Source organism: Labrys wisconsinensis (assembly GCF_030814995.1).
GTDB lineage: Bacteria > Pseudomonadota > Alphaproteobacteria > Rhizobiales > Labraceae > Labrys > Labrys wisconsinensis.
On sequence record NZ_JAUSVX010000027.1, the window covers coordinates 1 to 21,106 of the forward strand.

Genomic DNA, 21,106 nt, shown 5'->3' on the forward strand with positions numbered 1-21,106 from the left:
GAGAACCGGCCGGTCTCGATCACGGTCGGCAGCACGACCTCGACCTTCGTCTACGGGCCCGACGGAGGGCGGCTGAAGAAGATCACCAAGGCCGCACCGCGGGGCTGCCCAGGAGCCGGGCCGACGGAGACGACGCTCTACGCCTTCGGCGACGAGCGTGTCACCTATGCCGGCTCGTCCTTCGCCTGCGTGCCGACAACGCCGACCTGGATCACCTATCCGACCTCGACCACCAAGCGCGAGGCCATCCCCGGCCAGGCGGCGACGACCTATCTCCTGCTGAAGGACCATCTCGGCTCGGTGCGGGTGGTGGCGGATGCGGCGATGGGTGCCCTGGTCTCATCCTCGAGCTACGCGCCCTTCGGCTTCCAGCGCGCCGGCACGACCTCGACGGCGACGCGCGAGAGCCGAGCCTATATCGACCAGGTGCAGGACGAGACCGGGCTGCTCTACCTCAATGCCCGCTATTACGACCCGAAGGTTGCCCGCTTCATCTCGCCCGACTGGTGGGATCCGACGCAGGACGGCGTCGGCACCAATCGCTATGCCTATGCCGCCAACGATCCGGTGAACGTCAGCGACCCATCCGGTCACAAGATGGGTGATCCGGGCCGTGTCGACATGCATGCGGGCGACGGTGGGGTGGGCGATTATAGCGGGGGTGGAGGAGGTGGGGGAGGCGGAGGAGGCGGTGGTGGGGTTGATTCTTCGTCGCCTGGAGACGACGTGACGTACAATGACACCGCCGCGGGCTTTGCAGCAAATCCTAGAAATAGGTGGAACGGTGGGTTCTTCGCCGCGCTCTTTAGTGGTGGTCCAAAGGATATTGCAAAGCCAAATTACGGTTGGTTTGGGTTTGATACCGGCTCTATATTTGGATTTCAGCGAGCTAGCGCGCTATATATGAGCGTATTGTCTCGTGGATATGGATCATTTACTCCACATACAATTGCAGAAACTGTACTTGGGATCCCCGGGAAGGGAGGATTTCTAACAATGGACAGGGCAGCAATTGCAATTCTTAAGGTAGTCAACCCAATTTCGATTGAAAAAAATGTTGAAATTGGCGGTATGTTATATCAAGAAAAGAATGGATACTATACTTATACATCTCCTGTTGTCGGATGGTCTACCGGTGTTGCATATTTTACATACGCAAATCTACCGGACGGTGCAAGAATAACGGGAAGTTATCACACGCACGCAAATTATTCCATAAATGTGAAAGGGGATGCTGTTGCTACGGGGAATCCATTGCAAGATGACTACGATTCTGATCATTTTTCGCCAGACGATCTTGACCAAATAAGGGAACATCAGGCCGATTTTGACACAGATTACACTGGATATCTCGCGACACCAGGTGGCATCATGCGTTACTATACGCCATACAAGGATGATGAAGGAACGCTTAACCCATGAGATTTAAGCTGTTCGGTTGGATTGTCGCAGTTCTCGTTGTGATTTTGGCTCGTTGTCCTGCAGTTGGGGCGAATAGTATGACAACTATATCTGGAGAAACATACCGATTCATCGAGGTAGCTGTGGGAGAAATGCGCAGGAGAGGGTTGGAAGTTGAGAGATATGATATAATTATTCCAGAAAAAAAAGAGAATGATATTGTCATGATACGCTTTTCACCACCGCGTGTTGATGGTGTGACCCGTTTTGGGGGCGGAATTGGAATAAAAATCCAACGAGACAATATGCAAATTATATCTACTCAATTTTATAAGTAGTCATTGTATTGTCGATTGGCCTTTCACGCTCGCATGAAAAGGCAATTTTCGACCATCGGTTGCAAGGTCGCAATGGATCTACTGGATCGACTCTAACGCTTGTTTCCCTCGATTGACGGCAGCGAGGACGCGGTCTGGATCGGCGGTCCAGACGAAGGGCTTTGGGTTTGCATTGGTCTCTTCGATGAAGCGGTTGATGGCGGCCTGGAGCTCGACGAGGGAATGGAAGACGCCTCGTTTCAAGCGCCGTCTGGTGAGCTTGGCGAAGAAGCCCTCGACGGCATTGAGCCAGGAGGCTGAGGTGGGCGTGAAGTGGAAGGTCCAGCGTGGGTGGCTGACGAGCCAGGCGCGGACCTTGGGATGCTTGTGGGTGGCGTAGTCGTCGACGATGGCATGGACGAGCTTGCCGGCCGGCACCTGCGCCTCGACGGTGTTGAGGAAGCGGATGAACTCCTGGTGACGGTGGCGCTGCATGTTGCGACCGATCACCGTGCCGTCGATGAGGTTGAGGGCAGCAAACAGGGTGGTGGTGCCGTTGCGCTTGTAGTCATGCGTCATGGTGCCGGCGCGCCCTTTCTTCATGGGCAGCCCGGGCTGGGTACGGTCGAGGGCCTGGATCTGGCTCTTCTCGTCGACGGAGAGCACGATGGCGTGAGCCGGCGGGTCGACATAGAGGCCGACGATGTCCCTGAGCTTGTCGGCGAACTTGGGATCCTTCGACAGCTTGAAAGCGCGGATGTGGTGGGGAGCGAGTTGGTGGGCTTCCAGGATGCGCTGCACCGAGCGCAGGCTGACGCCGGCGGCCGTGGCCAGCATGCGGCCCGTCCAGTGGGTCGTCTCGCCCGGTGGCGGCCCGAGGACAAGGTCGACGACGCGCTGGACCGTGTCGGGCGGCAGCGGCGGCTTGCCGGGCGGCCGGGTCTTGTCGCGCAACAGCCCGTCGACGCCCTCGGCCATGAAGCGGGCCTGCCAACGCCAGACCACGGGCTTGGACCTGCCCGACCGGCGCATGATCTCGAAAGTGCCGCAGCCCTCGGCCGTGGCCAGGATGATCTGCGCCCGCCAGACGTGCTTTTGCGGTGTGTTGCGATCCGAGACGATCGCCTCCAGCCGACGGCGATCCTCGGAAGTGACTGCGACGATGATGCCTGTTCTCATCCCAACAGCTTGGACCGCTTCCTGCGATTTGGGAATCGCCCGAATGAATCAGACCACTAGCGGCGAAGTGAAGGCTGGCCATCTGCAGCCTCGCTCTGCTTACCAAGACGTAAGTCTTGGCATCGCTCTCTTCTCGAATTTGTTCGGTTTTTACTTCTTATCAACGCTATCGGCGAGTCCTGACAATTTTCAAACCGAGATGTTTCTTTAATATAATTGCAGTCCGTGTCCAGTTTGTATTTAAACTTTACTATAGTAACTTTACGGAATATCTTGCGCTTATAGGCTAATTCTCAAGAGATTTTGATTTGTATAATCTGGCGCTTGCGATTGGTCCGGAGCAAAGCGCGTTTGGAGCGAAACGCTGCTTTGTCTAATTCTTCCTTTCGATGCGTCTTTGTGATTCGTGGCTATTCCGCCCAATCGCAAATCGCTCTAACAGGCTGTTGAAAGAATCGTTTGTTCATGGGGCGTAACCGAATCCGATCGTGAGTGGGCGTGAATCGAAGTGTGAACCTCCTTCGCTTTTTAATGATCTGCAAAAGGAGTGGGTCAATGGGTGTTGGATACCAAGTCTCAGCCCTGCATCGGATCGGCTACGCCGAGCCCGTTGAAAGCGTGGAAACTGAAAAGCTAAACCCTTCGGACTTTGTTGGCTTTCTTCTCCGAGGAGCCGGTATCTCAAGTCGCATGGGAGCAGTAAATCTTCATTATCCATCAATTTCTGATATTAAAAGATGGAGATCTGCATTAAATTCCAAATATAAATCTCAATTGCAAGAAAATATATCATGGGATGAGGATGATGAATTTTCTAAGTCGGAAGATATTTCATCGACATCAGATATTATGCTTATGTATGTGGCTGCGATTATAGATAAATATAGTGTTTCGGAAGCTTGTTCTCTGATTAAAGAGGGGAGGCCGCCATATTCGAACTTGGAGGACGTGTTGACCGGAGCTAAGTATCGCGGCTTCGGTGGAAACTTCCCTCAATTGTTGTTAGGCGCTAGGTATTGGCTTCCGTTTAAGCAGCACTTGATGCTAGAGGACGCGAATTGGCTCGGTCGTACGGAACGCTATGGTTCTATTTTTCAATTGAACGAAGAAGTGAAAGAAGTAAAAAAGTTCATTAAAATTGCCGATCCGGATGCAACAAAATGGACTTCTGATAAAGAAACACCGCGAGATAATATTCTCGGCGCTGCCTGGCAGGCTAGCGACACAATTTTTCGCCTTGGATCCATTGCGTTGACACGTCATCTTCCGCTATGGCGGACGAGTTAGAGTGGAATCCGGTCATGTTGCATCGGATCCGTAATTGCTCACTGGCAGTCGGGGTGCGGTGAATTGGCAGTTCCGCGCCCGACGCAAAGGGCAACGGCGGTATGTACAGAGGGTAATCGGCTGACAGTGCCGCATTGAGCGGGCGGTGTCAGGGGTGGACTGCACCCCTTGATTGAGACAGAGGAATGCGGTGACAAGGCTCCAAGGACCGGGTCATGTCGAAGCAATCAGAGTGTGTGTTCTCGGCAACCTTCAAGGCGGCGGTCGCGCAGATGGAGGCCGGGCGCAAGGTTGCGCCATTGGCGAGGGAGTTGGGCGTCGCGCGGCAGTCGCTCTATCGCTGGCATGCGGCGTGGCGTGCCGAGGGTATTGCTGGATTTGGCAAGCGGCCGGGGCGCAAGCCGGGGGGCAAACGGGCGGGCGCCCCAGGCACTGACGATAGAAGGTGTCGAGGAAACGGCTGGAGACGGCCCGCAGGACAAGGCAGCCTTGCCGCCGGATGATGTGCTCGCGCAAGCAGCGGCGCGGATTGCCGAGTTGGAACGGATCATCGGCCAACAGCAGGTCATCATTGCAACGCCCTGAGGTGGCGGACCGGCCGGCCGCCGGCGACCGCCTGGGCGGCGTGGGCGATGGCATTCTCGTCGATGCCGAAATGGCGGAACAGGTCCTGGACGCTGCCGGTCTGGCCGAAATGCTCGACGCCGAGCGCCTTGACCCGGTGGCCGTAGACGCCGCCGAGCCAGGCCAGCGTGGCGGGATGGCCGTCGACCACGGTCACCAGCCCGCACTCGCGCGACAGCGGCGCCAGCAGGCGCTCGACATGGCTCGCGGCATGGCCGGCGCCGCGCTGGCGGGCGTGCTCGGCGGCGTGCCAGCCGGCATTGAGCCGGTCCGCCGAGGTGACGGCGAGCACGCCGACATCGCGCCGGTCCTCGGCGATCAGCCCGGCGGCGGCGATGGCCTCGGGCGCCACCACGCCCTGATAGGCGATGATCACCTCAGCGTTCGGCCCGGGCCGGCGCAGCCAGTAGCCGCCGTTGACGATGTCGGCGGCCAGCTCGGGCGTCGCCGCGCGCTGGATCTGGTCGATCGGCCGGGTGGAGAGGCGCAGATAGACCGAGCCGCCGGTCTGGTCGCGCAGCCAGGTGTCGGGATCGGGCGCCCGGTCGCCGTCGCGCTGCATGTAGTCGAAGGCCCAGCGCATGACGATGGCGAGCTCGTCGACGAAGGCCGGCTCGAAGGCGGCGAGACCGTCCTGGGCCATGCCGATGAGAGGCGTCGCAATCGACTGGTGCGCCCCGCCTTCCGGCGCCAGCGCCACGCCGGAGGGCGTCGCCACCACCATGAAGCGGGCGTCCTGGTAGCAGGCATAGTTCAGGGCATCGAGGCCGCGCTGGATGAAGGGGTCGTAGAGCGTGCCGATCGGCAGGAGCCGCTCGCCGTTGATCGCGTGCGACAGGCCCAGCGCAGAGAGCAGGATGAACAGGTTCATCTCGGCGATGCCGAGCTCGATGTGCTGGCCGCGCGCCGAGAACTCCCAGGCGAAGGTGGAGGGGATCTTCTCCTTGCGGAAGGTGTCGGCCATCTCCTCGCGCGCGAACAGGCCGCGGCGGTTGACCCAGCCGCCGAGATTGGTCGAGACGGTCACGTCGGGCGAGGCGGTGACGACGCGGTCGGCGAGGGCATGCTCGGTGCCGGCGAGGTCGTTGAGGAGGATGCCGAAGCCCTGCTGCGTCGACATGACCGGCGCCGGACGCCAGGGCAGGGCCTCGGGCACCGGCACCTTGGCGGCGGCGAGGCGCCGCCGGCCCTTCTGGACGAAGGGCACGCGGTCGAGGCAGGCCTGCATCGCCGCCGGCTCGAGCGGCAGGCCCTCGAAGCGGTCCCATTCATGGCCCGGCCGGATCGCCATGCGCTCGCGGAAGGCCTCCATCTGCGCCGCGGTCATCAGGCCGGCATGGTTGTCCTTGTGGCCCTGGAAGGGCAGGCCGAAGCCCTTGATGGTGTAGGCGATGAAGCAGGTCGGGCGGTCATGGCTCCCTGCCGCCTCGAAGGCCCGCAGCAGGACCGGCAGGTCGTGTCCGGCGAGGTTGGTCATCAGCCGCGCCAGCTCCTCGTCGGAGCGGGCGTCGATCAGGCGCGTCACCGCACCCTGGTCGCCGATCTCGTCGGCGAGCCGTCTGCGCCAGGCGGCGCCGCCCTGGTAGCACAGCGCGGCGTAGAGCTGGTTGGGGCAGCGGTCGATCCAGCCGCGAAGCTTCTCGCCGCCGGGCTCGGCGAAGGCTGCTTCCAGGAGCGAGCCGTATTTGAGGATGACGACGTCCCAGCCGAAGCCGCGGAAGATCGATTCGAAGCGCTCCCACAGCCCTTCGCGCACCACGGCGTCGAGCGACTGCCTGTTGTAGTCGACCACCCACCAGCAATTGCGGATGCCCTGCTTCCAGCCCTCCAGCAGCGCCTCGAAGATGTTGCCCTCGTCCATCTCCGCGTCGCCGACCAGCGCCACCATGCGCCCTTCCGGCCAGCTGCCCCAGCCCTTGGCCTTGACGTAGTCCTGCACCAGCGCGGCGAACAGCGTCTGCGCCACCCCGAGCCCGACCGAGCCGGTGGAGAAGTCGACGTCGTCGACATCCTTGGTGCGCGAGGGATAGGACTGGGCGCCCTGATAGGCGCGGAACGCCTCCAGCTTCTCCCGGGTCTGCAGGCCGAACATGTAGTTGAGGGCGTGGAAGATCGGCGAGGCGTGCGGCTTGACCGCGACCCGGTCCTGCGGCCTGAGCACCGCGCCGTAGAGCGCGGTCATGATCGTCGCCAGCGAGGCCGAGGAGGCCTGGTGGCCGCCGATCTTCAGGCCGTCGGCAGTGTCGCGCAGATGGTTGGCGTGGTGGATCATCCAGGACGACAGCCACAGCGCCTTGCGCTCGAGCGCCGCGAGGAAGGCAAGCGACGGATGGCTCATGCTGGGGTTCCCCGGTGCGGCCGTTGTCCTCTCCGGCCTCGTGCCGCAAGCGTCTCACAGGGGCTTGTCGTCCTCAACGCGAAAGCGTAGCGGTTTCATCCTATTTCATGCGATCAAGACAGCAATATTGGCGGATCCTGCCAATATCGTGGCTCAGCCGAGCGGGAGTGCAAGCGATGCAGCTGGATGCGGCCGACCGGAAGATCCTGGCCTCGCTGCAGGCCGACGGGCGCATGACCATCCAGGCGCTGTCGGAGGAGATCGGGCTCTCGCCCTCGCCCTGCCTCCGGCGGGTGCGCCTGATGGAGGACGGCGGCGTCATCAAGGGCTATGTCGCCGTGGTCGACCAGAAGGCGGTGGGCCTGCCGGTCTCTGTGTTCATCTCGATCAAGCTGGAGCGGCAGAAGGACGAGGAGCTCGACCGCTTCGGCGCCGCCATCCGGTCCTGGCCGGAGGTGCTGGAGTGCTATCTCATGACCGGCCAGCGCGACTTCCTGCTGCGCGTCGTCTGCGCGGACCTCGCCGCCTACGAGACTTTCCTGCGCGAGAAGCTCACGCGCATCGACAACGTCTCCTCGATCGAATCGAGCTTCGCTCTGGCGCAGGTGAAATACACCAACGTCCTGCCGATCGGGCCGTGAGGCCGGGTCAGGACGCCTGCAGGCGCGTTCCGGCAAAGCCGGCGGCGGCCAGACGGGTGCACAGGTCCGCCCATTCGCAATCGGCGCAGGCGGCGCGGGAGGTGCCGGCGGCGAAGGCCGCGCGCAAGGTGTCCAGCAGCGCCGGATCGAGGCTGAGGACCTCGCCGGGGGCGAGGGGGCGCCGCAGGATCTCGGCCGAGGCCGCCAAGGCCAGCGCATCGCGCCGGGTCACGCGGTCGAGATGGCAATGGGGCGCCGCCTCCCGCAGCAGCGGGGCGCAGACATCGTCGGGACCGGCGACGAGCAGGATGTCCTCGCCGGCGCCGAGCCGTTCGACGATGCGGTCGTAATTGTCGCAGAAGGCAGGGGTGTAGCCCCTGCCGGCATAGGTCAGCATGCAGAGCAGGTGATGGCCCCGCAGCCGGACGGTCATGCCGCCTGGCGGCCGCGCCGGGCGGCCTCGAGGGCGGCGACGGCGAGGGCGGACTTCAGCACCGACCCGAACAGGAAGGGCGTGAGGCCCTTGGCGACGGCGATGTCGGCGCCGAAGAGGAAGGCGAGCCAGGCGACGCCGAAGGCGAAGAGCACGACATGGCCGAGCACCATGGCGAGGGCGGACAGGGCGAGCCTGCCGGCGGTCCAGCCGCGCTCGGCCAGCCAGCCGACCAGGGCGGCGGCGAAGACGAAGCCGACGAGGTAGCCGGCGGTGGACCAGACCGCGTAGAGGGTCTTGAACTCGGCCAGGACGGGCAGGCCGAGCGCGGCCTCGCCGAGCCAGGCCAGCACGGTCAGCGCCCCGAGGCGCCAGCCATAGAGCGCGCCGATGGCGAGGACCGCGAAGGTCTGCATGGTCATCGGCACCGGAATCATCGGGATCGAGATCCACGACGACACCGCCAGGAACAGCGTGCCGACGAGCACCGCCACCGCCTTGTGCAGCACGGGGCGGCCGTCGAGGCGCAGGGGGACGAAGGCTTGGGGCGCGGCGGTCGCCATGGCAACACTCCGATGCGGGCTGAGGTTCGACACGAACCTGTCACGCCGGGCCGGCCGCGTCCAGATGCCCCGCGTCTTTCCTCCCCGCGTCTTTCCATCGCCGGCTGCGCCGCTTAGAAGGGATCGCATCTTCCGCATCGGGCCGCCGCCATGTCCTATCCCCACGTCCCCCTGTTTCCCCTCGGCAAGGACGAGACGCCCTTCCGCAAGCTGACATCGGAGGGCGTGCGGGTGGAGCAGCTCGGCGCGCGCGAGATGCTGGTGGTCGAGGGGGAGGCGCTGCGGCAGCTGGCCGAGCAGGCCTTCGTCGACATCAACCACCTCTTGCGGCCGGGGCATCTGGCGCAGCTGAAAAAGATCCTCGACGATCCGGAGGCGACCGACAATGACCGCTTCGTCGCCTACGACCTTCTGAAGAATGCCAACATCGCCGCCGGCGGCGTGCTGCCGATGTGCCAGGACACCGGCACGGCCATCGTCATGGCCAAGAAGGGCCGCTTCGTGTGGACCGATGGCGAGGACGAGGGCGCGATCGCGCAGGGCATCCGCGACGCCTACGAGAAGAAGAACCTGCGCTATTCCCAGCTCGCGCCGCTGGCCATGTTCGAGGAGAAGAACACCAAGACCAATCTCCCCGCGCAGATCGACATCAGCGCCGAGGGCGAGGAGGCCTACAAGTTCCTGTTCGTGGCCAAGGGCGGCGGCTCGGCCAACAAGACCTTCCTCTATCAGGCGACGCCTTCGATCCTGACGCCCGAGCGCATGCTGGCCTTCCTGAAGGAGAAGATCCTCACCCTCGGCACCGCCGCCTGCCCGCCCTATCACCTCGCCGTCGTGATCGGCGGCACCTCGGCCGAGCTCACCCTCAAGGCGGTGAAGCTCGCCTCGGCCCGCTATCTCGACACGCTGCCGACGGCCGGCTCCGAGCTCGGCCATGCCTTCCGCGACCTGGAGATGGAAGCCGAGGTGCACAGGCTGACGCAGGCGCTCGGCGTCGGCGCCCAGTTCGGCGGCAAGTATTTCTGCCACGACGTGCGTGTCATCCGCCTGCCGCGCCACGGCGCCAGCCTGCCGATCGGCCTCGGCGTCTCCTGCTCGGCCGACCGCCAGGCGCTCGGCAAGATCACGCGCGAGGGCATCTTCCTGGAGGAGCTGGAGCGCAATCCCGCCCGCTTCATGCCGGAGATCGACGAGGCGAGCCTCGGCGGCGACGTGGTGCGCATCGACCTCAGCCGGCCGATGCCGGAGATCCTGGAAACCTTGTCGAGGAACCCGATCCGCACCCGCGTCTCGCTCAGCGGCCCGATGATCGTCGCCCGCGACCTCGCCCATGCCAAGCTGCGCGAGCGGCTGGAGGCCGGGGGCGGGCTGCCCGACTACATCAAGAATCATCCGGTCTACTATGCCGGCCCGGCCAAGACGCCAGTAGGCTATGCCTCCGGCTCCTTCGGGCCGACCACGGCCGGGCGCATGGACGGCTATGTCGACCAGTTCCAGGCCGCCGGCGGCTCGATGGTGATGCTGGCCAAGGGCAACCGCTCGCGCGAGGTGCGGGAGGCCTGCGCCAAGCACGGCGGCTTCTATCTCGGCTCGATCGGCGGCCCGGCGGCGCGCCTGGCGCAGGACTGCATCCGCAAGGTCGAGGTGCTGGAATATCCCGAGCTCGGCATGGAGGCGGTCTGGCGCATCGAGGTGGAGGATTTCCCGGCCTTCATCGTCGTCGACGACAAGGGGAATGATTTCTTCAAGGAGCTGAACCTGGGGTGAGTGTGGGCCCTGAGGCTGTATGGGCCGGTGCCGACCGGTCTCTGGTGGGCACGGAATCTCTATCTGGCGGAGACGAGAGATATCTGGCTGAACAACCGGATTGGGACGGACCTCGCCGGATAGGCTCTAGCCGTGATGCCAGTGGTCAGCATTGCCGCTTCATGCGCGATGAGAATGGTGGGAGACGGATCCCAAGGGATCCGTTCGTCATACATCGCGCCGGCTGAACATCCAGCTCTCAGCCAGACATTCAAATGTCTGATCCTTCAGATAGAACAGGAAATGGCGTCGGGCTTCGGTTTGCGACGAGACGAGACGCCAGTCGGTTGGCTGGAGGCGGACTGCGTCGTCGCCTGCAATTTCGTAAAATTCACCCCAAGTCGGGGCTAGATGGCTATATCGGCATTGGCCAAGATACCAACCTTCGTCGTTCGTGGATCCGAGCCGCCATCGAGTGCAATTGAAGAAGATCAATTCGGCCGCTTCTCCCTCGCGCGCTTCATACGCCCAGGGATTTAGAAAGAAGCTCAAATGGACTTGTCGACCGACGACCTTGACGTTCGGCTCTGGAGCGCTGGGCTCCGCATTCCAGCCACGATTGAGTTGGTGAAACGTTGGATCGGCCATTCGCGGAGCCTCTCGCCCTCAAATGCCGGATTCCACCAAAAGCAGTGGTTGGCGTCCAGGGTGACCGGCTCTCTCAACCATCGGGCTCATCGGTTGCTTCCGGGGTCGGCGAGAACAAAAAAAGAACTTGCGCGAAAAAGAACAAAATGCGTACATATCGCAGGTGACGAATCCGTCCACGCTTGGTAGGGAACCTCAGCAATGAGTCAGGCACAGCTGCGTTTGGTCGAAGGGGTTTCCATGGACAAGACGAAGGCGCTCGACGCGGCCCTCTCGCAGATCGAGCGTGCGTTCGGCAAAGGTTCGATCATGCGGCTCGGCAAGGGCTCGAAGTCGCTGGAGATCGAGACGATCTCGACCGGCTCGCTCGGTCTCGACATCGCGCTGGGCGTCGGCGGCCTGCCCAAGGGGCGCGTCATCGAGATCTACGGGCCGGAATCCTCCGGCAAGACCACGCTGGCGCTGCAATGCGTCGCCGAAGCCCAGAAGAAGGGCGGTGCCTGCGCCTTCATCGACGCCGAGCATGCGCTCGACCCGGTCTATGCCCGCAAGCTCGGCGTCAATCTCGACGACCTGCTGATCTCGCAGCCCGACACCGGCGAGCAGGCGCTGGAGATCTGCGACACGCTGGTGCGTTCCGGCGCCATCGACATCATCGTCATCGATTCCGTCGCGGCCCTCACGCCGAAGGCCGAGATCGAGGGCGAGATGGGCGAGTCCCAGCCCGGCCTGCAGGCGCGGCTGATGAGCCAGGCCCTGCGCAAGCTGACCGCCTCCATCGGCCGCTCCAACACGATGGTGATCTTCATCAACCAGATCCGCATGAAGATCGGCGTGATGTATGGCAGCCCGGAGACCACGACCGGCGGCAACGCCCTGAAGTTCTACGCCTCCGTCCGCCTCGACATCCGCCGCATCGGCGCGATCAAGGAGCGCGACGAGGTCACCGGCAACCAGACCCGCGTCAAGGTGGTCAAGAACAAGGTCGCCCCGCCCTTCAAGCAGATCGAGTTCGACATCATGTATGGCGAGGGCGTGTCCAAGGTCGGCGAGCTCATCGACCTCGGGGTACGGGCCGGCGTGGTGGAGAAGTCCGGCGCCTGGTTCTCCCACGAGAGCCAGCGCCTCGGCCAGGGCCGCGAGAACGCCAAGCAGTTCCTCAAGGACAATCCCGACGTCGCCAACCGGATCGAGGCGGCGATCCGCCAGAATGCCGGCCTGATCGCCGAGCGCATCCTGGAGAATGTCGACCCGTCGGAGGCCGATGCGGACGAGTGACGTCGTCTCGTCCCGGCGTCTGAGCAGGCTCTCCCGAGCCTGCCTGCACCCGGGGGGCCAGCCAGCATCGATCTTGCATGGAAGGTGCGCGATCGAGCGTCGGTTGAAGCCGGGAGAAGCTGCCTCGTCGAACCCGCCGGACATTCCGGCGGGTTTTGCCGTTTCGACGATCCTCGACAGGGACCGAGCGCGCCGTTACAACGCGCCTCGACAATGAGACAACCGGCGTTCACCGGTACGGACAGGCGTAGCAGGCCATGAGCGGCGTCAACGAGATACGGTCCACCTTCCTCGACTATTTCGGGCGCAACGGCCACGAGGTCGTCGCGTCCTCGCCGCTGGTGCCGCGCAACGACCCGACCTTGATGTTCACCAATGCCGGGATGGTGCAGTTCAAGAACGTCTTCACCGGCATGGAGAAGCGGCCCTATTCGCGGGCGGCGACCAGCCAGAAATGCGTGCGCGCCGGCGGCAAGCACAACGACCTCGACAATGTCGGCTATACCGCGCGCCACCACACCTTCTTCGAGATGTTGGGGAACTTCTCCTTCGGCGACTATTTCAAGGAGCGGGCGATCGAGCTCGCCTGGACGCTGATCACCCGCGACTTCGGCCTGCCCAAGTCCCGCCTGATGGTCACGGTGTTCTCCGAGGACGACGACGCGCACGCCCTGTGGAAGAAGATCGCCGGCCTCTCCGACGACAAGATCGTGCGCATCCCGACCTCCGACAATTTCTGGCGCATGGGCGATACCGGTCCCTGCGGCCCGTGCTCGGAAATCTTCTACGACCATGGCGAGGGCATCTGGGGCGGCCCCCCCGGTTCGCCCGAGGCGGACGGCGACCGCTTCATCGAGATCTGGAACCTGGTCTTCATGCAGTACGAGGAGCAGGCGGGCGGGCGCGTCGACCTGCCGCGGCCCTCGATCGACACCGGCATGGGCCTGGAGCGCATCGCCGCGGTGCTGCAGAACAAGCACAACAATTACGACATCGACCTGTTCCAGGCGCTGATCCGCGCCTCGGTGGAGGTGATCGGCGTGCCGGCGGACGCCGTCCATGTCGCCAGCCACCGGGTGATCGCCGACCATCTGCGCGCTTCCTCCTTCCTGGTCGCCGACGGCGTGCTGCCCTCGAACGAGGGGCGCGGCAACGTGCTGCGCCGCATCATGCGCCGCGCCATGCGCCATGCCTCGCTGCTCGGCGCCAAGGACCCGGTGATGTGGAAGCTGGTGCCGGCGCTGGTGCGCGAGATGGGCGCCGCCTATCCCGAGCTCGTCCGGGCCGAGCCGCTGATCACCGAGACGCTGCGGCTGGAGGAGAAGAGCTTCCACCGCACCCTCGAGCGCGGCCTCGCCCTGCTCGACGCCGAGGCGGGCAAGCTCGGCGACGGCCAGGTGCTGTCGGGCGAGGTCGCCTTCACCCTCTACGACACCTACGGCTTCCCGCTCGACCTGACGCAGGACGCGCTGCGCGCGCGCAACATCACGGTGGACGAGGAGTCCTACCGGCAGGCGATGGAGCGCCAGAAGGTCAAGGCGCGGGCGGCCTGGGCCGGCTCCGGGGATGCCGCGACCGAGGCGGTCTGGTTCCCGATCCGCGAGAGCGCCGGCGCCACCGAGTTCCTCGGCTACGAGACCGAGACGGCCGAGGGCGTCGCCGTGGCGCTGGTGCGCGACGCAAAGCCGGTGGAGAGCCTCTCGGCCGGCGAGAGCGGCTTCCTCGTCCTCAACCAGACGCCGTTCTACGGCGAGTCCGGCGGCCAGGTCGGCGATACCGGCACGGTCGGGGCGGCCGGCCTGAAGGCCGTCGTCACCGACACGCACAAGAAGCTCGGCGACCTCTTCGTCCATGCCGTGACGGTGGAGGAGGGGAGGCTGACGATCGGCCAGGCGCTCGAGCTCGCCGTCGACCACCGGCGGCGCTCGGCCATCCGCGCCAACCATTCGGCCACGCATCTCCTGCACGAGGCGCTGCGCCTCACGCTCGGCGACCATATCGCCCAGAAGGGCTCGCTGGTCTCGCCCGAGCGGCTGCGCTTCGACTTCTCCCATCCCAAGCCGATCACCGACGAGGAGCTCGCCGAGGTCGAGGATCTCGCCAACGCCATCGCGCTGCAGAACGGCCCGGTCGTGACGCGGCTGATGAGCCAGGAGGACGCGATCACCTCCGGGGCGCGGGCGCTGTTCGGCGAGAAATACGGCGACGAGGTGCGCGTGGTCTCGATGGGGCAGGGCCTGCCCGGCTCGAACAAGGGCTGGTCGGTCGAGCTGTGCGGCGGCACCCATGTGGCGCGCACCGGCGATATCGGGCTGGTGCGCATCGTCTCGGAGAGCGCCGTCGCCGCCGGGGTGCGCCGCATCGAGGCGCTGACCGCCGATGCGGCGCGTCACCATCTCGGCCAGGAGAGCCGCCTGCTGCACGGCCTCGCCGACCTCCTGCGCGTGCCCATCCACGAGGCCGGCGAGCGCCTGACCCATGTGCTGGAGGAGCGGCGCAAGCTGGAGCGCGAGCTCACCGATGCCCGCAAGAAGCTGGCGATGGGGGGTGGTGGTGGCGGCGCCAACGGCGTGCGCGAGGCCGGCCGCTTCAAGGTGCTGGCCAAGGCGGTATCGGGCGTCGAGCTGCGCGACCTCAAGGCGCTGGCCGACGAGGGCAAGAAGCAGGTCGGCTCGGGGGTCGTCGCCATCGTCGCCACCGGCGAGGACGGCCGTGCCGGCCTGGTGGTCGGCGTCACCGAGGACCTGACCGGCTCGCTCAACGCGGTCGACCTGGTGCGCCGCGGCTCCGAGGCGCTGGGCGGCAAGGGCGGCGGCGGCCGTCCCGACCTGGCGCAGGCCGGCGGCCCGGACGGCTCGAAGGCCGAGGCGGCGCTCGACGCCATCCTCGCGGCCGTCGCGGCAGCCTGACGCCATGGCCAAGCCGCAGCAGCCTGTTCCCAACTGGATGAAGCCGCTCTGGGTGCGGCTGGCCTTCGTGATCGCGCCAGCCGCCTGGGCGGCGATGGAGGCCCTCAACGGGCAGACCATGTGGGCCGCGATGTTCGGCGCCGCCGCGCTCTGGGGCCTGTGGACGCTGGTGGTGAAGTTCGAGCCGGACGACACGTCGAAGGACGGCACTCCGGAGGCCTGAGCGCCGGCCGCGGACGGGATTGCCGGGCCGACAATCGTCCATCCCGGTCGGCATGCGCCGCCGCGGCGGCGCATGCTCGCGTGGGGCGGGCGCCGGCGGCGCCCGCGACGGGCCTCAGCCCATGGCCACCTTGAGGTTCTCGTCGATCTTGTCGAGGAAGCCGGTGGTCGAGAGCCATTTCTGCTCCGGGCCGACCAGCAGGGCGAGGTCCTTGGTCATGAAGCCGTTCTCCACCGTGCTGACGCAGATCGTCTCCAGCGTCGAGGCGAAGCGGGCGAGATCGGCATTGCCGTCGAGCTTGGCGCGATGGGCGAGGCCGCGGGTCCAGGCGAAGATCGAGGCGATGGAGTTGGTCGAGGTCTCCTTGCCCTTCTGATGCTCGCGGTAATGGCGCGTCACCGTGCCGTGGGCGGCTTCCGCCTCCACCGTCTTGCCGTCGGGGGTCAGCAGCACCGAGGTCATCAGGCCGAGCGAGCCGAAGCCCTGGGCGACGATGTCGGACTGCACGTCGCCGTCATAGTTCTTGCAGGCCCAGATATAGCCGCCCGACCATTTCAGGGCCGAGGCCACCATGTCGTCGATCAGGCGGTGCTCGTAGGTGAGCTTGCGCTTGTCATATTCGGCCTTGAACTCGGCCTCGAAGATCTCGGCGAAGATGTCCTTGAAGCGCCCGTCATAGACCTTGAGGATGGTGTTCTTGGTCGACAGATACACCGGATAATTGCGCTGCAGGCCGTAGTTGAACGAGGCCCGGGCGAAATCCTTGATCGACTCGTCGAGGTTGTACATGGCGAGCGCCACGCCGGCGCCCGGCGACTTGAACACTTCCTTCTCGATCACCTGCCCGTCCTCGCCGACGAACTTGATGGTCAGCGTGCCCTTGCCGGGCATGCGGAAGTCGGTGGCGCGGTACTGGTCGCCGAAGGCGTGGCGCCCGACGACGATCGGCTGCGTCCAGCCCGGCACCAGGCGCGGCACGTTCTTGCAGATGATCGGCTCGCGGAAGATCACGCCGCCGAGGATGTTGCGGATGGTGCCGTTGGGCGATTTCCACATCTCCTTCAGCGAGAACTCCTTCACCCGCGCCTCGTCGGGGGTGATGGTGGCGCATTTCACCGCCACGCCGCAGCGCTTGGTCGCCTCGGCGGCCTCGACCGTGACCTTGTCGCCGGTGCGGTCGCGATTCTCGATGCCGAGGTCGTAATAGTCGAGGTCGATATCGAGATAGGGGAAGATCAGCTTGTCCTTGATCTGCTGCCAGATGATCCGGGTCATCTCGTCGCCGTCCATGTCGACGACCGGATTGGCCACCTTGATCTTCGCCATCGTGCTCGCGCCTCGCGTCCTTAAGGGGATACGCGGGCTATAGCACCGCCTCGGCGGAGGGAAAAGCGATTGGCGGCGGCTCAGCCGCAGACCTGGCGGGCGCGGTAGACATAGGCTCCCTCGTCCTGGTCCCAGACCTGTTCGATGATGATGCGGCAGGGCGTGGAGGAGGCGTAGCCGTAGGAGGGCAGGAAGCGGCGGGCGCCGCAATCCTCCTCTTGCCGCGCTTCGGCGGCGGTCGCGGCCAGGACGCCGGCGGCGAGGGCGAGAACGAGAGCCGTGATACGCATGACGCTGATCCGCGAAGGTCTGCAGTTGGGATGAGGTGACACTGCACCGGCCGATCCTGTACGACCGTGCCGAATGTCACAGGGAGTTCATGAGGCCGATGCCGCCCGTGGTGATTCTCGTCCGTCCGCAGCTCGCCGAGAATATCGGCATGTGCGCGCGCGCCATGTTGAATTTCGGCCTGACCGAGATGCGCCTCGTCGCCCCGCGCGACGGCTGGCCGAAGAAGGGCGCACGCCAGGCCTCTTCCGGCGCGGCCTCGGTGCTCGACGGAGCCACGCTGTTCGAGACGGTGCAGGAGGCGATCGCCGATCTCAACCGGGTCTACGCCACCACGGCGCGCGAGCGCGGCCAGACGAAGCCGTTCTTCGCCGCCGACGAGGCGGCGGCCGAGATGCGCACCTTGACGGAGGGCGGCTCGCGGGTGGGCGTGCTGTTCGGACCGGAGCGCATGGGCCTGTCCAACGACGATGTCGGCCTCGCCGACGCCGTCATCTCCTTCCCGGTCAATCCCGAATTCTCCTCGATCAACCTGGCGCAGTCGGTGCTGCTGGTCGGCTATGAATGGTGGAAGCTGGTCTCGGGCGGACGGGCGCCCATCGCGCCGACGCGCGTCTCGCCGCCGGCCGAGCGGCGCCACCTCCTCTCCTTCTTCGACTATCTCGAGCGCGAGCTCGACGCCACCGGCTTCCTGACCCCGGCGGAGAAGCGGCCGCTGATGGTGCGCAACCTGCGCAACATCTGGCATCGCCTGGCGATGACCGAGCAGGACGTGCAGACCATGCGCGGCGTCGTCGCGGCGCTGGTGACCGGCCGGCGCGGCGGCCGCTCGGGTCGCGAAAGGCAGGATCCGGAGCCTCGCGACGAATCGTCCGAGGGCTCGCCGGACTGAAAGCCGCCGGTGCGGGCGGCGCCGAAGCGCGGGCGCTTTTTGCAGACCTGGCAACGCTTCGTTCACCCTCTTGGCGTTGAATGGCGCCGAGCCCGATTGGGTACTGCGTACGGGCGCAAGTTTCATGCGGCGATGGGTCCAGACGGTTTCGGGGTGGTGGGGAAGGGACGCCCGCGGGGTCGACCTGCTGGCGGGAAGGGGCTATGCAGCGGCAGTGATGTCCGACCGCGCTCCCACCGTCCTCGTCTTCGATTCGGGCCTTGGCGGCCTGACCGTGTTCTCCGAGCTCCGGACGGCACTGGCCGGAGCCCGCTTCGTCTACGCCGCGGATGACGCCGCCTTCCCCTATGGCGGGCTGCCGGAGGAACGGCTGACGGAGCGGGTCGTCGCGGTGATCGACCGCCTGATCGACCTGCACCACCCCGACATCGTGGTGATCGCCTGCAACACCGCCTCGACCCTGGTGCTGCCGGCGCTGCGCCAGCGCTTCGCCATTCCCTTCGTCGGCACCGTGCCGGCGATCAAGCCGGCCGCGGCGCTGACGCTGAGCGGCCGGGTCGCCGTGCTGGGGACCCCGGGCACGGTGCAGCGCGACTATACCCGCGCCCTGATCGACACCTACGCCGCCGAGGTCGTGGTGACGCTGGTCGGCGCGACCGGGCTGGCCAAGCTGGCCGAAGCCCGCCTCAAGGGCGAGAGCATCGCCGACGAAGCCGTGCTCGCCGAGATCGCGCCCTGCTTCGTCGACCGTGACGGCCGCCGCACCGACGTCGTCACCCTGGCCTGCACCCATTATCCCTTGTTGCTGGACGTGTTCCATCGCGTGGCGCCCTGGCCGGTCACCTGGCTCGATCCGGCGCCGGCCATCGCCCGGCGCACGGCCGACCTGATCGGCCCGTGCCGGCCCGGCGAGCCCGGCGAGGCCCTGGCGGTCTTCACCAGCGGCTCCGGCGTGACCGAGGACCTGCGCACGGCGCTCGGCGGGCTCGGCCTGTCGCGGCTGGTCGTCGAAGCCATGCCGCTGGCGCTGCATTGACGCCGTTCCGGCGCGGCACCGGGCATGGCGGCCCCGCCGCTTGATGACGACGGCTCCTCGACTCATATGGATGGAAAGACAGGTGCGGCTCGCCGTGCCGCGACTGCCACCGGCAGAAGCCCGGCTGCGGCGCGCGGAGCCTTAAAGCTGGAGGCTGCCATGGGCGATGCCGTCACGCCGCCGGCCGTCGACGTGGTCATTGCCGGGGCCGGCCCCACGGGGCTGATGGCGGCGGCTCTGCTGGCCCGCTGCGGTCTGACGCTGCGCATCCTCGACAAGGCTGCCGGGCAGGCGCAGGAATCGCGGGCCTTCGGCGTGCAGGCCCGGTCGATGGAGCTCTTCCTGTCCGTCGGGCTCGCCGATGCCTTCCTCGAGCGCGGCCTGATCGCGTCGGGCGCGCAGATCTTCGTCGACGGCAGGCTCGCGGCGCAGCTCGACTTCGACGATATCGGCCGGGCCGACACGCCGTACCCGTTCCTGACCATGGTGCCGCAATGGGATGTCGAAGCGATTCTCGTGGAGGATCTGGCGCGGCTGGGGATCGCGGTCGAGCATCGCACCGAGGTGACGGGCTTCAGCCAGTCCGATGAAGCGGTCGCGGTCCGGGCGACCGGTCCGGACGGCGGGGCCTTCACCGTCGAGGCCCGCTATCTCGTCGGCGCCGACGGCGCCCATTCGCTGGTGCGCAAGGCTCTGGGCGCCGATTTCCAGGGCGCGGCCTATCCGCAGGGCTTCCTGCTGGCGGACTGCAAGGTGGAATGGCCCCTCGACTACGATCACTTCAAGGCCTTCCTGCACGAGCGCAACTTCGCGCTCTACCTGCCGCTGCGCGGCGAAAGCTTCTGCCGCATCATCGCGATCGTGCCGGCCGAATCCGACCCGGCGGCGGCCGGCGACCCGCAGGGCATCGCTCCGGCGACCCTGCAGGAGGTCGAGACGGCGTTCCGGGCCGCGGCCGGCGTCGACGTCCGGCTCAGCGAGCCGAAATGGGTGTCGCGCTACCGCGTGCATCACCGCGGCGCCAGCACCTATGGCCGGGGCCGCGTCTTCATCGCCGGCGATGCCGCCCATATCCACAGCCCGGCCGGGGCGCAGGGCATGAACACGGGCCTGCAGGACGCGGCCAATCTGGCCTGGAAGATCGCCGCCGTGGCCAGGGGGCAGGCGCCGGCCGCGCTGCTCGCAACCTATCACGCCGAGCGCTGGCCGGTCGGCCAGAAGGTGCTCGAGGTCACAGACCGGCTGTTCGCCGGGGTCAGCAGCCAGGCGGGCTGGGCCACGGCCCTGCGCAACCGGCTGCTGCCGCTCGTCGCCGGCACGGTCTTCCGCAGCGGCGCGCTGCGGGCGCGGGCCTTCCATTTCATCTCGCAGCTCGGCATCCGCTATCACGCCGGCGAGTTCGTGGCCGACGACATCTCCGCCGGCGCCCCGAAGGCCTGGCGCGACGGGCTGCGGGCCGGGTGCCGGGCACCCAATGCGGCGCTCGGCTGGCAGCGCGACGTGTTCGGCCTGATCGGCGGCTACCGCTTCCACCTCCTGGCCTTGTCGCACCAGGCGCTCGACGCACCGGCCATCGATGCGCTCTGCGCCGCCATCGGGCTGGCGAAGGCGGCTGCACCGTTCGCGATGGAGGTCCACCTCATGGCGCGGTCCCTGGTCGGCCGCGATCCCCGCATGGTGCGGGCGGAGTCGGGGGAGGTGTTCGGCACCTACGGGCTCGGCGACGGCGTTTCGCAGGCCCTGTTCCTGGTCCGGCCGGACGGCTACATCGCCTACCGGGCGGACGGGATGAATTTCGACGGGCTGGCGGCCTTCCTCCGCCGGATGGCGCCGTCACCGATTTGACATCACCCGCGCTTTCGACTAATGCCACCCCGTCGCGCGGGGCCTTCGGGTCCCGCGCGACGTTTTACGCACCCGCGGTGTTCCGGCCATGCCGGTGCGCCTGTCGGCCGGTTTCCGGCAGAGGAGGGCGCG

The 21,106-nt window shown here is 65.8% G+C and carries 19 protein-coding genes; 12 read left to right on the forward strand and 7 right to left on the reverse strand.

Features of this window, described 5'->3' with window-relative positions:
- On the forward strand, positions 1 to 1,422 hold a 1,422-nt coding region (locus tag QO011_RS39220; RefSeq protein WP_307285137.1), incomplete at its 5' end, for an RHS repeat-associated core domain-containing protein.
- Positions 1,419 to 1,739 carry a hypothetical protein gene (locus tag QO011_RS39225; protein ID WP_307285140.1) on the forward strand — a complete coding sequence of 107 codons (321 nt, stop codon included), beginning with the start codon at positions 1,419 to 1,421 and terminating at the stop codon, positions 1,737 to 1,739. The genes QO011_RS39220 and QO011_RS39225, both read left to right, overlap by 4 nt.
- Before the next feature lie 78 nt (positions 1,740 to 1,817).
- Here QO011_RS39225 and QO011_RS39230 read toward each other — a convergent pair whose 3' ends face one another.
- Complete coding sequence (locus QO011_RS39230) at positions 1,818 to 2,897, reverse strand: IS630 family transposase (RefSeq protein ID WP_307285142.1); 1,080 nt, start codon at positions 2,895 to 2,897, stop codon at positions 1,818 to 1,820.
- 555 nt (positions 2,898 to 3,452) lie between these two features.
- Here QO011_RS39230 and QO011_RS39235 point away from each other — a divergent pair.
- Positions 3,453 to 4,184 carry a hypothetical protein gene (locus QO011_RS39235; RefSeq protein ID WP_307285145.1) on the forward strand — a complete coding sequence of 244 codons (732 nt, stop codon included), beginning with the start codon at positions 3,453 to 3,455 and terminating at the stop codon, positions 4,182 to 4,184.
- A 215-nt stretch (positions 4,185 to 4,399) separates the two neighbouring features.
- Complete coding sequence (locus tag QO011_RS42605) at positions 4,400 to 4,687, forward strand: helix-turn-helix domain-containing protein (RefSeq protein WP_370882076.1); 288 nt, start codon at positions 4,400 to 4,402, stop codon at positions 4,685 to 4,687.
- A gap of 65 nt (positions 4,688 to 4,752) precedes the next feature.
- On the opposite strand, the gene QO011_RS39240 is transcribed toward QO011_RS42605, so the two are convergent.
- Positions 4,753 to 7,146, reverse strand: a complete 2,394-nt coding sequence (locus QO011_RS39240; RefSeq protein WP_307285147.1) for a thiamine pyrophosphate-binding protein — start codon at positions 7,144 to 7,146, stop codon at positions 4,753 to 4,755.
- Positions 7,147 to 7,322: 176 nt separating this feature from the next.
- On the opposite strand from QO011_RS39240, the gene QO011_RS39245 reads away from it, so the two are divergent.
- Positions 7,323 to 7,787, forward strand: a complete 465-nt coding sequence (locus tag QO011_RS39245; protein ID WP_307285149.1) for an Lrp/AsnC family transcriptional regulator — start codon at positions 7,323 to 7,325, stop codon at positions 7,785 to 7,787.
- 7 nt (positions 7,788 to 7,794) lie between these two features.
- Here the strand turns inward: QO011_RS39245 and QO011_RS39250 are convergent, their stop codons facing one another.
- Both QO011_RS39250 and QO011_RS39255 read right to left on the reverse strand, forming a co-directional pair.
- Positions 7,795 to 8,220, reverse strand: a complete 426-nt coding sequence (locus QO011_RS39250) for a DUF1284 domain-containing protein (protein ID WP_307285151.1) — start codon at positions 8,218 to 8,220, stop codon at positions 7,795 to 7,797.
- Entirely contained in the window at positions 8,217 to 8,783 is a 567-nt protein-coding gene (locus QO011_RS39255; protein WP_307285155.1) for a biotin transporter BioY, read from the reverse strand. Before QO011_RS39255 ends, QO011_RS39250 begins: the two co-directional genes overlap by 4 nt.
- Before the next feature lie 150 nt (positions 8,784 to 8,933).
- Here QO011_RS39255 and QO011_RS39260 point away from each other — a divergent pair, with 150 nt between their 5' ends.
- Positions 8,934 to 10,550, forward strand: a complete 1,617-nt coding sequence (locus tag QO011_RS39260; RefSeq protein WP_307285157.1) for a fumarate hydratase — start codon at positions 8,934 to 8,936, stop codon at positions 10,548 to 10,550.
- 207 nt (positions 10,551 to 10,757) lie between these two features.
- On the opposite strand, the gene QO011_RS39265 is transcribed toward QO011_RS39260, so the two are convergent.
- On the reverse strand, positions 10,758 to 11,177 hold the full coding sequence (locus tag QO011_RS39265) for a hypothetical protein (RefSeq protein WP_307285159.1): 420 nt from the start codon (positions 11,175 to 11,177) through the stop codon (positions 10,758 to 10,760).
- Positions 11,178 to 11,378: 201 nt separating this feature from the next.
- Here QO011_RS39265 and recA point away from each other — a divergent pair, with 201 nt between their 5' ends.
- The 3 genes from recA (at position 11,379) to QO011_RS39280 (ending at position 15,587) form a co-directional block, all read left to right on the forward strand.
- Positions 11,379 to 12,455, forward strand: a complete 1,077-nt coding sequence (gene recA / locus QO011_RS39270; protein ID WP_307285161.1) for a recombinase RecA — start codon at positions 11,379 to 11,381, stop codon at positions 12,453 to 12,455.
- A gap of 257 nt (positions 12,456 to 12,712) precedes the next feature.
- Positions 12,713 to 15,364, forward strand: a complete 2,652-nt coding sequence (alaS, locus tag QO011_RS39275) for an alanine--tRNA ligase (RefSeq protein WP_307285165.1) — start codon at positions 12,713 to 12,715, stop codon at positions 15,362 to 15,364.
- 4 nt (positions 15,365 to 15,368) lie between these two features.
- Positions 15,369 to 15,587 (forward strand): hypothetical protein, encoded by a 219-nt coding sequence (locus tag QO011_RS39280; protein ID WP_307285167.1) that lies wholly within the window; start codon positions 15,369 to 15,371, stop codon positions 15,585 to 15,587.
- Between the two features lie 114 nt (positions 15,588 to 15,701).
- Here QO011_RS39280 and QO011_RS39285 read toward each other — a convergent pair whose 3' ends face one another.
- A complete protein-coding gene (locus QO011_RS39285) occupies positions 15,702 to 16,913 on the reverse strand; it encodes an NADP-dependent isocitrate dehydrogenase (protein ID WP_307285170.1) in 1,212 nt (403 codons plus the stop codon).
- A gap of 80 nt (positions 16,914 to 16,993) precedes the next feature.
- Entirely contained in the window at positions 16,994 to 17,203 is a 210-nt protein-coding gene (locus tag QO011_RS39290; RefSeq protein ID WP_307285173.1) for a hypothetical protein, read from the reverse strand.
- A 98-nt stretch (positions 17,204 to 17,301) separates the two neighbouring features.
- On the opposite strand from QO011_RS39290, the gene QO011_RS39295 reads away from it, so the two are divergent.
- From QO011_RS39295 to QO011_RS39305, 3 genes are all read left to right on the forward strand, one after another.
- On the forward strand, positions 17,302 to 18,093 hold the full coding sequence (locus tag QO011_RS39295) for an RNA methyltransferase (RefSeq protein WP_307285377.1): 792 nt from the start codon (positions 17,302 to 17,304) through the stop codon (positions 18,091 to 18,093).
- Positions 18,094 to 18,310: 217 nt separating this feature from the next.
- On the forward strand, positions 18,311 to 19,129 hold the full coding sequence (gene murI, locus QO011_RS39300) for a glutamate racemase (RefSeq protein ID WP_307285176.1): 819 nt from the start codon (positions 18,311 to 18,313) through the stop codon (positions 19,127 to 19,129).
- 159 nt (positions 19,130 to 19,288) lie between these two features.
- Positions 19,289 to 20,974 (forward strand): FAD-dependent monooxygenase, encoded by a 1,686-nt coding sequence (locus QO011_RS39305; RefSeq protein WP_307285179.1) that lies wholly within the window; start codon positions 19,289 to 19,291, stop codon positions 20,972 to 20,974.
- The last annotated feature ends 132 nt before the right edge of the window (positions 20,975 to 21,106 follow it).

Bases quoted from the DNA above. Each gene is read 5' to 3' on its own strand.
- QO011_RS39235 (WP_307285145.1), top strand. From the start codon at position 3,453: ATGGGTGTTGGATACCAAGTCTCAGCCCTGCATCGGATCGGCTACGCC.
- QO011_RS39260 (WP_307285157.1), top strand. From the start codon at position 8,934: ATGTCCTATCCCCACGTCCCCCTGTTTCCCCTCGGCAAGGACGAGACG.
- recA (WP_307285161.1), top strand. From the start codon at position 11,379: ATGAGTCAGGCACAGCTGCGTTTGGTCGAAGGGGTTTCCATGGACAAG.
- QO011_RS39240 (WP_307285147.1), bottom strand. From the start codon at position 7,146: ATGAGCCATCCGTCGCTTGCCTTCCTCGCGGCGCTCGAGCGCAAGGCG.
- QO011_RS39295 (WP_307285377.1), top strand. From the start codon at position 17,302: ATGCCGCCCGTGGTGATTCTCGTCCGTCCGCAGCTCGCCGAGAATATC.
- QO011_RS39280 (WP_307285167.1), top strand. From the start codon at position 15,369: ATGGCCAAGCCGCAGCAGCCTGTTCCCAACTGGATGAAGCCGCTCTGG.
- QO011_RS39255 (WP_307285155.1), bottom strand. From the start codon at position 8,783: ATGGCGACCGCCGCGCCCCAAGCCTTCGTCCCCCTGCGCCTCGACGGC.
- QO011_RS39250 (WP_307285151.1), bottom strand. From the start codon at position 8,220: ATGACCGTCCGGCTGCGGGGCCATCACCTGCTCTGCATGCTGACCTAT.
- QO011_RS42605 (WP_370882076.1), top strand. From the start codon at position 4,400: ATGTCGAAGCAATCAGAGTGTGTGTTCTCGGCAACCTTCAAGGCGGCG.
- alaS (WP_307285165.1), top strand. From the start codon at position 12,713: ATGAGCGGCGTCAACGAGATACGGTCCACCTTCCTCGACTATTTCGGG.
- QO011_RS39290 (WP_307285173.1), bottom strand. From the start codon at position 17,203: ATGCGTATCACGGCTCTCGTTCTCGCCCTCGCCGCCGGCGTCCTGGCC.
- murI (WP_307285176.1), top strand. From the start codon at position 18,311: ATGTCCGACCGCGCTCCCACCGTCCTCGTCTTCGATTCGGGCCTTGGC.
- QO011_RS39225 (WP_307285140.1), top strand. From the start codon at position 1,419: ATGAGATTTAAGCTGTTCGGTTGGATTGTCGCAGTTCTCGTTGTGATT.
- QO011_RS39230 (WP_307285142.1), bottom strand. From the start codon at position 2,897: ATGAGAACAGGCATCATCGTCGCAGTCACTTCCGAGGATCGCCGTCGG.
- QO011_RS39285 (WP_307285170.1), bottom strand. From the start codon at position 16,913: ATGGCGAAGATCAAGGTGGCCAATCCGGTCGTCGACATGGACGGCGAC.
- QO011_RS39245 (WP_307285149.1), top strand. From the start codon at position 7,323: ATGCAGCTGGATGCGGCCGACCGGAAGATCCTGGCCTCGCTGCAGGCC.
- QO011_RS39305 (WP_307285179.1), top strand. From the start codon at position 19,289: ATGGGCGATGCCGTCACGCCGCCGGCCGTCGACGTGGTCATTGCCGGG.
- QO011_RS39265 (WP_307285159.1), bottom strand. From the start codon at position 11,177: ATGGCCGATCCAACGTTTCACCAACTCAATCGTGGCTGGAATGCGGAG.